13 protein-coding genes are annotated in these 13,928 nt (G+C 58.7%); 5 read left to right on the top strand and 8 right to left on the bottom strand.

Features of this window, described 5'->3' with window-relative positions:
• Nucleotides 1-55 precede the first annotated feature (55 nt).
• The 4 genes from AC2FD8_RS04885 to AC2FD8_RS04870 all read left to right on the top strand — a co-directional run bounded on the left by AC2FD8_RS04885 (nucleotide 56) and on the right by AC2FD8_RS04870 (nucleotide 3,986).
• Entirely contained in the window at nucleotides 56-1,858 is a 1,803-nt protein-coding gene (locus AC2FD8_RS04885; RefSeq protein WP_496854303.1) for a PHA/PHB synthase family protein, read from the top strand.
• 131 nt (nucleotides 1,859-1,989) lie between these two features.
• The gene (locus AC2FD8_RS04880) at nucleotides 1,990-2,436 is read left to right on the top strand and encodes a phasin family protein (protein WP_496854302.1); all 447 of its coding nucleotides are present in this window, start codon (nucleotides 1,990-1,992) and stop codon (nucleotides 2,434-2,436) included.
• Between the two features lie 134 nt (nucleotides 2,437-2,570).
• On the top strand, nucleotides 2,571-3,119 hold the full coding sequence (phaR, locus tag AC2FD8_RS04875) for a polyhydroxyalkanoate synthesis repressor PhaR (RefSeq protein ID WP_496854301.1): 549 nt from the start codon (nucleotides 2,571-2,573) through the stop codon (nucleotides 3,117-3,119).
• A 111-nt stretch (nucleotides 3,120-3,230) separates the two neighbouring features.
• Nucleotides 3,231-3,986 carry a trypsin-like serine peptidase gene (locus AC2FD8_RS04870; protein WP_496854300.1) on the top strand — a complete coding sequence of 252 codons (756 nt, stop codon included), beginning with the start codon at nucleotides 3,231-3,233 and terminating at the stop codon, nucleotides 3,984-3,986.
• On the opposite strand, the gene AC2FD8_RS04865 is transcribed toward AC2FD8_RS04870, so the two are convergent.
• The 7 genes from AC2FD8_RS04865 to AC2FD8_RS04835 form a co-directional block, all read right to left on the bottom strand.
• Complete coding sequence (locus tag AC2FD8_RS04865; protein WP_496854299.1) at nucleotides 3,974-5,188, bottom strand: DegT/DnrJ/EryC1/StrS family aminotransferase; 1,215 nt, start codon at nucleotides 5,186-5,188, stop codon at nucleotides 3,974-3,976. The two genes, AC2FD8_RS04870 and AC2FD8_RS04865, sit on opposite strands and share 13 nt — an antisense overlap.
• Nucleotides 5,189-5,304: 116 nt before the next feature.
• The gene (locus tag AC2FD8_RS04860) at nucleotides 5,305-6,609 is read right to left on the bottom strand and encodes an NAD(P)/FAD-dependent oxidoreductase (RefSeq protein ID WP_496854298.1); all 1,305 of its coding nucleotides are present in this window, start codon (nucleotides 6,607-6,609) and stop codon (nucleotides 5,305-5,307) included.
• Between the two features lie 21 nt (nucleotides 6,610-6,630).
• On the bottom strand, nucleotides 6,631-7,989 hold the full coding sequence (locus tag AC2FD8_RS04855; RefSeq protein ID WP_496854297.1) for a glutamine synthetase family protein: 1,359 nt from the start codon (nucleotides 7,987-7,989) through the stop codon (nucleotides 6,631-6,633).
• On the bottom strand, nucleotides 7,989-8,669 hold the full coding sequence (locus AC2FD8_RS04850) for a type 1 glutamine amidotransferase (protein WP_496854296.1): 681 nt from the start codon (nucleotides 8,667-8,669) through the stop codon (nucleotides 7,989-7,991). The genes AC2FD8_RS04855 and AC2FD8_RS04850 overlap by 1 nt, the downstream gene beginning before the upstream one ends.
• A gap of 59 nt (nucleotides 8,670-8,728) precedes the next feature.
• Nucleotides 8,729-10,048 carry a glutamine synthetase family protein gene (locus AC2FD8_RS04845; protein ID WP_496854295.1) on the bottom strand — a complete coding sequence of 440 codons (1,320 nt, stop codon included), beginning with the start codon at nucleotides 10,046-10,048 and terminating at the stop codon, nucleotides 8,729-8,731.
• 130 nt (nucleotides 10,049-10,178) lie between these two features.
• A complete protein-coding gene (locus tag AC2FD8_RS04840) occupies nucleotides 10,179-12,365 on the bottom strand; it encodes a molybdopterin cofactor-binding domain-containing protein (RefSeq protein ID WP_496854294.1) in 2,187 nt (728 codons plus the stop codon).
• Between the two features lie 3 nt (nucleotides 12,366-12,368).
• Nucleotides 12,369-12,833 carry a (2Fe-2S)-binding protein gene (locus AC2FD8_RS04835; protein WP_496854293.1) on the bottom strand — a complete coding sequence of 155 codons (465 nt, stop codon included), beginning with the start codon at nucleotides 12,831-12,833 and terminating at the stop codon, nucleotides 12,369-12,371.
• A gap of 138 nt (nucleotides 12,834-12,971) precedes the next feature.
• Here AC2FD8_RS04835 and AC2FD8_RS04830 point away from each other — a divergent pair, with 138 nt between their 5' ends.
• Entirely contained in the window at nucleotides 12,972-13,583 is a 612-nt protein-coding gene (locus tag AC2FD8_RS04830) for a TetR/AcrR family transcriptional regulator (RefSeq protein WP_496854292.1), read from the top strand.
• Between the two features lie 32 nt (nucleotides 13,584-13,615).
• Here the strand turns inward: AC2FD8_RS04830 and AC2FD8_RS04825 are convergent, their stop codons facing one another.
• A complete protein-coding gene (locus AC2FD8_RS04825) occupies nucleotides 13,616-13,762 on the bottom strand; it encodes a hypothetical protein (RefSeq protein WP_496854291.1) in 147 nt (48 codons plus the stop codon).
• Nucleotides 13,763-13,928: the final 166 nt, after the last annotated feature.

Below are 13,928 nucleotides of genomic sequence, written 5' to 3'. Positions count from 1 at the left end.
CCAACGTCCGCGACGTTATTCTGCATAGCAGCGAGACTAGGGGTGAATTGTTAAAATGACAACAAGTGAAGAAGAAATGGGCCAGGTTAGCGAAGAACATATTGAACGTATTAAAGAAAATATGGGAAAGGTCGAACAACTCTCTAAGCGCCTGATCGAAGTCATGGCTGCGAAAGAACCCCATACCCCTGCGCTGGACGGCCCGAATCAAGATCTTTATGCACGTGCGGCAACAGCCTATTGGGCCGAAGCATGGCAAAATCCCGCCAAGCTGCTGGAACAGCAGATCGAATACTGGGGCAAGTCCGTTCTGAATTTCGCCGAGGTGCAGCAGGCCCTGACGACGGGCGAAGTGGATGACGACGCGCCCAAGTCCAAGGACAAACGCTTTTCCAACCCTCTTTGGGATACCAACCCCTATTTTCGCTTGATCCGTCAGCAGTATCAGACCAATGCCGAAACAATTGCACAGGCGGTGTCTTCGGTCGAAGATCTTGAAGAAAGAGACAAGCAGCGCCTGCAGTATTTCTCGCAGCAGATCATCGACCTCATGGCCCCTACCAATTTTCTGGCCACCAACCCCGATGCCTTGCAGAAAGCTGTCGAGACCGAGGGGCAATCCCTGATCCAGGGGCTTGAGAACCTCGTCGCGGACCTGGAAGCCAATGATGGTGAACTGGTGGTCAAGCTTGCTGATGACAGCGCATTCGAGGTCGGGGCCAATATTGCGACCAGCCCCGGCGAAGTGGTTTATCGCAACCGCATGATGGAGCTGATCCAATACAAACCGGTAACCGAGACGGTACATGAAACGCCTATCGTCCTGTTCCCGCCGTGGATCAACAAGTTCTACATTCTCGATCTCAAGGCCCAGAACAGCCTGATCAAATGGGTGACCGAGCAAGGCTATACCCTGTTCGTGGTCAGTTGGATAAACCCCGATTCCACCTATGCCGATGTGGGGATGGAGGACTATATTCAGGATGGGTTCCTGACTGCGATCGAGAAGGCCAAGAACATCTGCAAGGTGAAACAGGTCAACGCGGTCGGGTATTGCATTGCGGGCACAACTCTTGGCCTGACCTTGTCACTGCTCAAACAGCGCGGCGACAAATCGGTCAAGTCGGCGACTTTCTTTACGGCTCTGACCGATTTTGGCGAACATGGGGAGTTCACGCCGTTTCTGCAAAATGACTTTGTAGACGGGATCGAAGAGCAGGTTTCCAGAGACGGTCTTCTGCGCGCCTGGATTCTCGGGCGCACTATGTCCTTCCTGCGCTCGCGCGACCTGATCTACACGCCGGCGATCCGCAGCTACATGATGGGCGAGACCCCTCCGGCCTTTGATCTGCTGTATTGGAATGGCGACGGCTCGAACCTGCCCGGCAAGATGGCGGTGCAGTATCTGCGCGGCCTGTGCCAGCGCAACGAATTCGTGGGCGACGGCTTTGAGATGCTGGGCCACAAGCTGCATGTCAGGGACGTGGATGTCCCCCTGATGGCCATCACCTGCGAGACGGACCACATCGCCCGCTGGAAAGACTGCTATCGCGGTGTTCAGCAGATGGGGTCCAGGTCCAAGACTTTTGTTGTGTCGGAATCCGGTCACATCGCCGGGATCGTGAACCCGCCCAGCAAGAAGAAATACGGCCACTACACCAACCCTGATCTGAAATTGGACGCCGAGGGCTGGTTGAAAGACGCTGACTTTCACGAAGGATCCTGGTGGCCGATGTGGGGCACTTGGTTGAAGAAACGCTCGGGCAAGCAGGTTCCGGCGCGCGAAGTGGGTGATTCGGAGCATCCAAGCCTGTGTCCGGCCCCCGGTACCTATGTTCTGCTCCAGGCAAACCGCTGATTTCAAAATGAAACTCAAATTTTTCTGCACCGCAGCAAGAAAAAACTTGAAATGCTGCAGTGCAGAAATCATATTGTCCTCAAGCCGATGGAAACCGGGGTGGGCCCGGTTCGGTGAAAAGGATTAGGACAATGGCAAAGACCCAAGACTTCACCGCGATCATGAAAGACGTCATGGGCGCGTTTCCGGTAGACACCACCGCAATGGAAGGTGCTTTCAAATCGACCGCAGCGCTGAACGAAAAGCTGTCGGGCGTTGCTCTGGACGCGGCTGAGAAATCGGCAGAAATCTCGAGCAAATGGACCAAGGAAACCCTGGCCAAGCTGAACGAGATGTCGAAAGCAAAGGCCGAGCCTGCTGATTACGCAAAAGCCGCAACCGACTTCGCAAGCGCGTCGGCTGAAGTTGCTGCTGAAAACATGGCTGCTTTCGCTGAAATCGCGAAAAAAGTTCAGTCGGAAACTGTTGAGCTGCTGATGGCTGCTGGCAAAGACGCTGCAGAAGAAGCAACCGCAGCTGTCAAAAAAGCGACCAACGAAGTTACGACGGCTGCCAAGAAAGCAACAGCTGCCAAGTAAGAACGTCCGCGACGGGCAACTTATCCTCCCTATAGGTGCCATCGCGTTGGGCAGGTCGATTGACCTGCCCTTTCTTTTTGTGCTGCAGTCGCATAACCTGTGCTGCAACGCATCATCCTTGGGGAGGGTACAAGGTGTCGGACAAAGAAAAACCGCTGCTGATCAAGCGCTATGCCAGCCGTCGGCTGTATAACACCGAGACCAGCGATTACGTGACGCTCGAAGATATTGCGGGGTTCATCCGCGACGGGCGCGAAGTTCAGATCATTGATCTGAAGACGGGCGATGACCTGACCCGCCAGTATCTTTTGCAAATAATTGCCGAACATGAAAGCCGGGGCGAGAACGTCTTGCCGGTGAATGTTCTGAACGATCTGGTGCGCAGCTACATGGTGCCGGGCGGGGGCATGATGCCGCAATTCCTGCAAAGCTCGTTCGACATGCTGCGGGAAAGCCAAAGCAAGATGATGGAGAACATGAGCGCCATGAACCCGATGTCTCAGATGCCGGGGTTCGACGCGATGCAGGCGCAGCAACAGGCTTTCCTCAAGGCGATGACCGGCGGGTTGTCCGGCAACTGGTCAGGCCCTGACAAAGAGGACGCGTCCGAGCCGAAAGAGGATCTGGACGATATCAAAAAGCAATTGGCCGAGTTGCAGCAAAAGCTTTCAAAGCTGAACTGAAGCGGTTTGCGTTTTATCCGAAGCCAAGCAATCGAAGTGCGCGTTCGACCGCAGCGAGAGGCAGCGTATTTCGATTCAAATCAAACGCAAAGCGATCCGGGGGCATAGGCGATGCGCTGGCTGGTCCTGTGTGTCGCTATTTTGTGGTCGCAAGCCGTTTGGGCCGAGGGACAATTCTCTGAAAGCTGGTCGCCAGTGTGTCGGCTGGGGGCTGATACCTCCGCCGGATGTCAGGAGATTAGGGCGCGTGAGATACTGGATGCGTCCGAGGCCCCGTGGCGTGCGATTGGTCGGGTGAACTACGCCGGGCGGGACCAACGATCTCATTGTACGGGCGTTCTGATCTCGGAAAACCATGTTCTGACGGCGGCGCATTGTCTTTACAATCGGGCGCGCAAGCGCTGGATACCTCCTCAGAGCATTCGATTTGCTGCCGGGTACCAGCGGGGCGAGGCGGTCTCGGTTGCGCGGGCCGATGCCTATATCTTGCCTGCTGGTCAAACCGTATCGACCGGATTTTCCGATCAGCCCGACTTGGACTGGGCCGTTCTGGTGCTGAACGCTCCGATCGGGGCCGAGGTCGGTTTCGTGAAACCGGCAGATCAAGAAGTTGAGGCAGGCTTCGTTGCGGGCTATCCGGGGTTGAGGCCTCACGTTCTGAGCCAGACAGAGACCTGCGCCATGCGCCCTTATGCAGGCCAAATGCTACGCGGACTTTGCCCGGTGATGATGGGGGATTCCGGCGCGCCCTTGTTGGTGAACACCTCGGACGGGCTGCGGGTTGTTGGTATCCTGTCCCGCATCGCAGCAACCCCCGAAGGGATCAATGCATTGTTTGTTTCGGTGCGCGGGGTTCAGGTGCCGTAAGCGGGAACCGGTCCGACGACCTCACCGACCGAGGCCAGCAGAATATCGGCGATCACGTCCAGTTCCTCGCGCGTCAGGCGCACGGGCAGGCGCACGTCGCAGGCTGTCATCAGCATGGCGCGGGTTTGCGGCAGCTCAAACTGCTCGGGCAGGAACTGCCAGTTCCAGAAGGCGCGGGCATTGTCTTCGCTCAGGCCAAAGACCTGAACCTTGACGCCGCGCGCCTCGGATGCGGCGGCAAAGGCGCGGATTTCACCCTCATCCATGCCCACCAGATTGAACTGGATCGAATCCGGCGCACGATGTTCGGGCGCAAGCGGGGCGGGGACGTCGATATAGTCCGAGCTGTTCAGCCGTTCCGCTACATAGTCGTGGTTCGCTAGCCCATCACGCACGCGACGTGCCAGTTCCGGGATTTGCGGGCGGATCACGGCGGCGCTGAGGTTGCTCATCCGCAAGTTATAAAGCGGCAGTTTGTTCTGCCAACGCGCAAAGGCTTGCTCCAATTCGGGCGAGTTGTCGCCATGCGGGGTTTTGTGCTTTTTCCAGTTATGCTCATAAGCGCCGGACATGATCACGGTACGGGCGACCAGATCAGCATCGTCGGTGATCAGAATGCCACCTTCGCCTGCGTTGATCATCTTGTAGGACTGGAACGAAAAGCAGCCGATCTTGCCGATGGTGCCGATGTTGCGCCCATGCCAGGTGGTGCCCAGCGAGTGCGCGGCATCTTCGATCACCGGGATATCGCGTGCGTCGCACAGTGCCATGATCGCGTCCATATCCGAGGTGTGGCCGCGCATATGGCTGATGATGACAGCTTGCACATCATCCAGCTTGGCCTCGAAATCAGCCATGTCGATGCGGTAGTTCGAACCAACTTCGCACAGAACCGGAATGCAATCCGCATGCACGATAGAAGAGGGCACAGCGGCGAAGGTAAAGCCGGGGATCAGAACCCGTGCATCCCGCGGCAGGCCCAGCGCTTTCAGCGAAAGAAACAGAGCAGCCGAGCAGGACGAAACGGCCAATGCATATTTCGTGCCCAGCAGCGCGGCGAACTCGGATTCCAGCAGAGCAACCGGCGCGTCCTGCGGCGCGGTATAGCGAAACAGGTCGCCTGACTGCATCAGGGCGTCGATTGCGTCTCGTGCGGCGGCGGGGATGGGTTCGGCGGCATGAACGTTGGGTGGCAGCGTCATATTTGGTTTTCCCGAATTCTAACTTTCACTTTATTAAATCAAGCGTGCCACCTGTGCCAAGCCCCCAATCGCAGGATCGGCAAAATTTCACCAAATTGTCGTATTGAAGGAGAGGACTAGACCCCCAGCCGATCCCGCATCGCGTACCAGGTCATTGCCAGTGCCAGCAGAGGGCTGCGCAGCGCCGGACCGCCGGGAAAGGGCAGGGCCGGGACGCGGGCCATTGTATCGAACCCTTCGGCTTGTCCTTGGATGGCCAATGCCATCAGCTGACCGGCATGTGTTGCTGTGCCGACGCCATGGCCGGAATAGCCAGAGGCGGACAGGATATTCGGCGCAACACGCGTTAGATAAGGCATCCGACGCATTGTAATCGCCAGCGTGCCGCCCCATGCGTAGTCAAGCCTGACGTCCCGCAGATGCGGAAAAATCCCGGCCATTGGTTTGCGCACGGTGGCGGAGATATCCGAAGGAAACCGATAGCCATAGCTTTCGCCTCCGCCAAACAGAAGGCGCCCATCGGCGCTGAGGCGGAAGTAGTTCACCACGAATTTCGTATCCGCAACGGCGATGTCCTGCGTCAGAACGCGCGCGGCCTCAGCCCCAAGCGGTTCTGTCGCGGCGATGAAGTTGTTGATCGGCATCACCCGCGCCGCGACCTGCCTGTTCAGCGTCCCAAGATATCCGTTGCAGGCCAGAATGACGTGTCGGGCGCGAACCTTGCCGCCTTCGGTAAGAACAGTGGCCGGGTCGCCTTGTTCAATCCCTGCGACCTCGGTGCCCTCAAAAATACGCACGCCCGCGGCCTCAGCGGCGCGGGCCAGACCGAGCGCATAGTTCAACGGATGCAGATGCGCCGCGCCCATGTCCAGATATCCACCCTTGTAGGCGGGTGAGGGGCAGAGGGCATGGCCTGCCTCTTCATCCAGCAGTTCAATCTGATCATAGCCGTAGCGGTCCGACAAATGCGCGGCATGGGCGTGCAGCTCGGTCCGTTCGGACGCTGACAGGCCAAGGTTGGCGATGCCGGGCTTCAGATCGCAGTCGATTTTGTGCTTTTCGACTAGCGATTTGACCAAGGCTTTTGCATCCTCGGCCAGATCCCAAAGCTTGGCCGCGTCGTCCTGCCCGACGAGCTGCTCCAGATCCTCCTGATCTATGCGTTGGGCGCTGCCCAATTGGCCGCCATTACGGCCGGATGCACCGAAGCCGACGCGGTGCGCCTCAAGCAGGACAACGTCCATCCCAGCCTCGGCCAGATGTAGCGCAGCCGACAAACCCGTATAGCCGCCACCAACGATACACACATCTGCGCGCGTTTCGCCTTTAAGTTCAGGGAACCGTGCAAGCGGATTGGCCGTCGCGGCATACCAGCTTGCCGGATACTCGGCCTTGTTGTCGTTGGAATAGAGAAGGTTCATCCCGAGCGCCCCATATAAGGCTCAGACGTTCAGCAGAAGATGTTCCCGCTCCCACGGAGAGATCACCTGTAGGAATTCTTCGTACTCGGCCCGTTTGACGATGCCGTAGACGCGGGCGAATTCGGGGCCCAAAATCTCATGCAGCTTCTTGGCCTCGTCAAACAGGTCCAGAGCATTCCCCATCACCTGCGGGATATCCCCTTCGCCCTCATAAGCGTCACCGTAGAACTGACGGCGCGGACGTTCCTGTTGGACCAGCCCCAGATAACCACAGGCCAGCGACAGCGCGATCCCCAGATACGGGTTGCAGTCCATCCCGGCGATGCGGTTTTCCACGCGCCGCGCCTCAGGCCCCGACAGCGGCACCCGGATGCCGGTGGTTCGGTTGTCCCGTGCCCATTCCAGATTGATCGGCGCGGCATGGTCCTTCACATAGCGGCGGTACGAGTTCACATAGGGCGCCATCACGGCAAGGCCGGCGGGCAGGTGGGTCTGCAGGCCCGCGATGAAGTGATAAAACGCGTCCGTCTCACCGCCTTGCGGGCCGGAAAAGATGTTCTGGCCAGTCTCTATGTCGATGATCGAATGGTGGATATGCATGGCCGATCCCGGCTCGTCCTCGATCGGTTTTGCCATGAAGGTTGCGAAACAATTGTGACGCAACGCGGCCTCGCGGATCAGGCGTTTGAAGTAGAAGACCTCATCCGCAAGCTTCACCGGATTGCCGTGGCGCAGGTTGATCTCTAGCTGGCCTGCGCCGCCTTCTTGGGTGATCCCGTCGATCTCGAACCCCTGATGTTCGGCGAAATCATAGATGTCGTCGATCACCGGCCCGAATTCATCCACGGCTGTCATGGAATAGGCCTGACGTGCGGCGGCAGGACGGCCCGAGCGGCCCATCATCGGTTCAATCGACTGTGCCGGGTCGACGTTGCGGGCGACCAGAAAAAACTCCATCTCGGGGGCGACCACAGGTTTCCAGCCCTTGTCGTGGTAAAGCTGCACGACACGCTTCAACACGTTGCGCGGGCTGTAGGGGATCGGTTTGTCGTCGCGGTCATAGGCGTCGTGGATTACCTGCAGCGTCCAGTCGCCGGTCCAAGGCGCAGCCGATGTGGTCGAGAAATCCGGTTTCAGGATCATGTCCCGTTCGATGAACCCGTCCTCACCCGCGGCTTCGCCCCAGCCGCCCGTGATCGTCTGGTAGAAGATGCTGTCGGGCAGGTGGAAATAGGATTGCCGGGCGAATTTCGATGCGGGAACGGCCTTGCCGCGGGCAATGCCGGGCAGGTCCGAGATGATGCACTCGACCTCATCCAACCGATGTCCGGAGATATAGTCCTGCGCGGCCTGCGGTGCCGCGGCTGTCCAATCGGCCATCAGGCCCTCGCTTTCTTCAGAAAATCCGCCATGATCTGTGCAAACCGGGCATTGTGGTCCGGTACTGTTTGTCTATTCGCAGCGGCTTGCATGAGGTCATCTGGCACCAAACCTTTGCCGCGCGTGCGCATCAGGCCCGAGACGAAATCGTTGGAAAATTCAGGATGGGCCTGCACGGTCCAGATCTGGTCACCATAGCGCAGCATGGCGTTCTGACAAAAATCGTTGCTGCCGATCACCTCGGCCCCGTCCGGAACGGCCACGACCTGATCCTGATGCCATGCGTTCAGCCAGACGTTGTCGCCATCAAAGTCATATTCGGTCCGTCCAACGGACCAACCGCCCTGGTATTTTTCGACCTTGCCGCCCAGCGCCTGTGCGATGATCTGATGGCCAAAGCACACGCCCACCAGTGGATTGCCGCTTTGGTGGATCTGGCGGATCAAGTCCTCAAGCGGGGGAATCCATGGCAGATCCTCGTAGGCCCCGTAGCGCGAGCCTGTGACCAGCCAGCCATCGGCGTCTTCTGCGCTGTCAGGAAAGATCCCGTCAACGACAGCGAATGTTTTGAACTCAAACCCATGCCCGTCCAGCAAGGCCGGAAACAGAGAGTCATAGTCCCCGAAATCCTGCATGAGCGCATCAGGGGTGTGGCCAGTTTGTAGAATGCCGATTTTCATAAGTCACCGAATTTGATCAAATTCAGAAATACCCGAGAGTGTGCCTTCGGGCAAGGGGGTCACACGGCCTCAAGATAGCTTAGCCAGTGTTCATCCTGGGGGCGGTCTGCAAAACGTGCAATTTCCTGCCGTTTGGTCATCGACAGATTGCGGATCAGGTCGGACGGGAACAGTCGCGCCATGATCGGGTCACTCTCGAACAGGTCGATGGCGGCGGCCCAGTTGCTGGCAAGCTGAGGCAGGCCGTCAATCTCATAGGCATTGCCCGAGATCGGGGTGGGGGGCACCATGCCGTCTTTAATGCCAACCAGCGCCGCACCCAGAACGGCGCCCAGCATCAGGTAGGGGTTGATGTCACCCCCAGCCACGCGGTGTTCGATGCGCCGTGCCGCCGGGGCACCGCCCGGAATACGGATGGCGGCGGTTCTGTTTTCATAAGCCCAGCTTGCACCGGTGGGTGCATGAGCGCTGGGCACAAGCCGCGCGTATGAATTGCCATGAGGTGCAAAGATCAGAGTGCTGGCGGGCATGGCAGCAAGGCACCCGGCCACGGCCGAGCGCAGCAGGTCGGTGCCTTCGGGCCCTCCATCGTCGAAGATGTTCCGCCCATCTTGATCCAGAACCGAGAAATGCACATGCATCCCGTTTCCCGCGTCCTCAGCATAGGGTTTCGACATGAAGGTCGCGGCAAAGCCGTGTTTGCGGGCCAAGCCCCGCGTCAAAGCCTTGAAAAGCCACGTATCATCGGCACAGCGCATGGCGTCCTGATGATTGAGATTGATCTCGAATTGACCGATACCGCTTTCGGATATTGCGGTTTGTGCGGGGATGCCCATCGCGGCGCACCCGTCATAGAGGTCGGTGAAGAAGGCCTCAAACGCGTCCATTTCGACGACGGACAGAACCGCCTCGTCCGTCAGGCGGCGACCGGTGATCGGGTTGAGCGGCGGTAACGGTTGGCGGCCGGATGCGTCGACAAGGGTGAATTCCAGTTCGGTCGCCGCAACGACTGACCAGCCGCGCTGCGCGTAGCGCGACAGCACCGAGGCTAACGCATGGCGCGGGTCGCCTGCAAAGGGAACGCTGTCATCGTCGTAAAGGCTCATGGGAACCAGGGCTGTTGATGCCTCCAGCCATGGCACTGGCACTGGCCCACGCTCGGTCGGAAGTAGGATGCCATCGGCGTCACCGGTTTCGAACACCAGAGGGCTGCCATTGATATCCGCGCCCCACAGATCGACATTCAACGCCGAAAACGGCATGCGCACGGCACCTTTGCTCAACTTGTCGGCATAGGAGGGCGGGACACGTTTGCCGCGCATCTGACCGTTCAGATCGCAGGCGGCAACGCGGAAATTATGCAAGGCGTTCAGGTCCATTGGGGCTGTTGCTCCTCTCGGTTATCCGAGATGTAGCGAAGCCTCACAATCTTGTCACGAAATTTGATCAAATTGCGGTGGTTGTAAAAAGGCGTCGGCACAAATTGCGCCGACGTCACGTGTTTTAGGATCAGACGAAGGTTACGCCGTTTTCCGCCATGGGCAGGGTCGTGACCTTCACGCCTGAAAGTGCGCGGATGGCATTCGCTAGGGCCGGAGCGGACGGAGGTGTGCCCGGCTCGCCAACGCCCGTGGGTGCTTCGGCAGACGGGACGATATGGACGTCAATCGCCTGAATATCGCCGATCCGCAGAGGCTCGTAATCCGGGAAATTGAACTGGTCCACCGCGCCGCTGGTCAGCGTGATCTGATCGCGCATGACGTGACCAATGCCATAGCCGACACCGCCTTCGATCTGCGCTTTGACCACATCGGGGTTCACCGCAATGCCACAATCCACGGCACAAGTTACTTTTTCGATGCGAACACCGCTGTCCAGATCGCCGGACACCTCGACCACTTCGGCCACGTAAGAGCCAAAGGACTTGTGGACCGCGATCCCCTGCGCGCGCCCGGCTGGTGCGTTGCCCCATCCGGCCTTCTCGACCGCCAGCTTCAGAACTCCGGCCTTGCGGGCCTGATCTGCGTTGCTGTCATCGCTCAGATGCGCCAGGCGGAACTCGACCGGGTCACGACCGGCGGCCTCGGCGGCCAGATCCATCATGGTCTCCATCGCATAACCTGTGTGAGTGTGCCCGACCGAGCGCCACCACAATACGGTAGTCGCTTTCGGTGTATCCGTCAGGCCCACAGCCATGCCGGGGATGGCATAGGGGCTGTCAGAAACCCCTTCGACCGAGCTGTGGTCGATACCATCATGCACCAGAACAGCTTCGAAGGGCGTACCCTTGATGACCGACTGACCAGCGATTTGATGGTGCCATCCGACGATGTTTCCTTCGCCGTCCAGACCGACGCGCACTTTGTGGCCAAAGGCAGGGCGGTAGTAACCGCTGCGAATGTCATCTTCACGTGTCCAGACCAGTTTGACCGGGCGAGAGCGGTCGGTCACCACGAAGGCCAGCGCAGCCTCGACCTGATAATCCGCATCAGGTGTCGCGCGGCGTCCAAAGGACCCGCCTGCCAGCATCGTGTTGATATGGATCTTCTCGGCCGGAAGCTCGAAGATCTGCTGGTAGGCCATGTGCGGCCCGGTCGGCATCTGGGCGCCATCATGCAGGACAATGTCGCCTTCCGCAGTCTGTTCGATGGTGCAGTTCAGCGGCTCCATTGGCGCGTGGGCCAGTAGCGGGAAGTAAAAGGTCCGCTCAACCACCGTGTCAGCGCCGTCAATCGCGGCGGAGACGGCTGCAAAATCGGCTTTGTTGACGTTGTAGGTCGGCTCGGCATCAAGCGCGTCCATGATCTCGGCCTTGATCTGATCCGAGTCGCGGGTTTCAGCGCCTGACATATCCCATTCGACCGCAAGCGCATCACGTGCCTGTATCGCAGCCCAGGTGTTTTCCGCGTAGACGGCGACACCCGCTTGGTTGGGTAGAACAGCAGCGTTAATGTAGCCTTTGACCTCTTTTGAGGCGCTATCGTCAAACCCTAGCGCAATTCCGCCTTTGGATTCGGGGCGTTTGATCATGGCGATCATCTGGTTGGGCAGGTGGACATCCATGGCATACATGGCCTGACCATTACCTTTGATGGCCGAATCCTTACGCCGAACGGCCTCGTTTCCGATCAGGCGGAACTTGGACGGGTCCTTCAGGCGCGGCTCTGCCGGGGCGTCCAGCTGAGCGGCTGCGGCCACAAATTCGGCAATCGGAGCCGACTTGTCGCCGGATTTGACAATGCCTTCTTCGATTGTGACGCCCGATGCGTCGACGCCCCAGCTTTGGGCCGCCGCATTGATCAGCATCTCGCGTGCGGCAGCACCGGCCTGACGGTATTGCAGCCACGAATTCGCCATCGCGGTCGACCCGCCCGTGCCCTGGAACGGTCCGAACAGTAGGTTGTTGTAGACGTTGGGATCAGAGGGCGCGAATTCATATTCGATCTGGTCCATCGTCAGACCAATTTCTTCAGCGATCAGCGTGGGCAGACCGGTCGCAGGGCCCTGACCTTTCTCAAAGTGTTTGACGATGGCAGTCACGGTGCCGTCGGCATCAATTTTCACGAAGGGGTTGAACTGAGCGGTCTCGGATGAAGCTGCCGCCAGTGCGCCATCCGAACGCGCGCCAACCAGCAGGACGGCACCAGTAGCAGCGGCGCCTTTTAGAAATCCACGGCGAGAGGTGTTGATGGTCATGGATTAGGCCTCCAGGATTTCAGATGCGCGCTGGATGCCGGCGCGGATACGTTGATAGGTGGCACAGCGGCAGGCGTTGCCGTACATGTACGCGTCAATCTCTTCGGCGCTCGGCTTGGGGTTCTCTGCCAGCAGGCCAACGGCTGACATCACCTGACCCGACTGGCAGTAGCCGCACTGAACCACGTCCAGTTCGACCCAGGCCTGTTGGACAGCTGCGCCGATCTTGTCCTCACCGACGGCTTCGATTGTGGTGATCTCGGCGTCTTCGACGTCTTCGATGTAGGTCTGGCACGAGCGGACGGGCTCGCCATTCAGATGCACGGTGCAGGCGCCACAAGACGCGACGCCACAGCCGAATTTGGTTCCGGTGAGCTTAAGCTCATCCCGGATCACCCAGAGCAGGGGCGTGCCGGGTTCGGCGTCGACAGCATGCGTCTCGCCGTTCAGTTTCAGATTGATGGCCATGAGGGGATACTCCGTGTTGGCTTGCTACCTGAGTCGGTAAACTGGCGGGTTTACATGTGGCACAGAAAGTCGCGCCTGTAAACTCCCGCGTTTACCTGGTGTTTGACCCGGTGCGGTCAATGGGTCTATAGCTCTGACATGAACGAAGTCAGCCTGCCCAATGCGTCAAAGCATGCCCAGATCATTGAAGCCGCCGTGGCCGAATTCCAGGAAAAGGGGTTCGCGGCAGCCAGCATGGATCGCATTTCGCGTCAGGCCGAGGTGTCCAAGCGAACGCTCTATAAGTATTTCGAAAGCAAGGAAAACCTGTTTCGTTCAATCGTGGTGGAGCTGTCCAGCCGCTTTGCCGAAGTGCTGGAGATCAGGTACGAAAAAGGCCGCGATGTTCGCGAACAACTGACCGAGTTGGCCTGGGCCGAGGGGCGCATTCTGATGTTGCCGGATGTGATGGCCATGTCTCGCATGGTGATCAGCGAAATCCTGCGGAACCCGACCTTGGCTGAACAAGCGCAGGGCAAGCTGGACAAGACGGCCTCGTTCATCGACATGCTGCGCGAGGCCGCCGCGGACGGGCAATTGAAGATCGACGACCCCGAACAGGCCGGTCGCGAATTCATCGGCCTGATCAAGGCGCGGGCGTTCTGGCCGCTGTTGTTCTCGGGCACGGTTCTAAGCCATCAGGAAATGGCGGACACGATCAACGACAGCGTCGAGATGATGATGCGCAGATACGGCCCGGACACCGCGTAGAGTTCAACGGAATAGGGCGGACAAACGCGCCCCTACATGCCGTTGCGACGGATCACGTGAATCCATTCCGGTTTGAAGAACAGCGTGTCTCCGTCCCAGCATTCGACCGTGGCGTTCAGCACAAAATCGGTTGCCGTATCCCCTTGGCTATCCGATGTGCTTTTGTTGAAAGTGGTCATGGAATTCGTCCCATCTTGATTTCGATAATAGAGAATTCGGTTCGTCCGCACGAAAAAAGATTCTGGGGTTTGATAGCTAAATTCCGAGGGAATCGGATCGCACGACTTGCCTGGGAGGTGAACACTGGAACAGCGTTCGATTTAAATGAATTCCTCTCTCCAATTG

Source organism: Ruegeria sp. YTSC192 (assembly GCF_059609705.1).
This window is presented reverse-complemented; position numbering and strand designations above follow the sequence as displayed.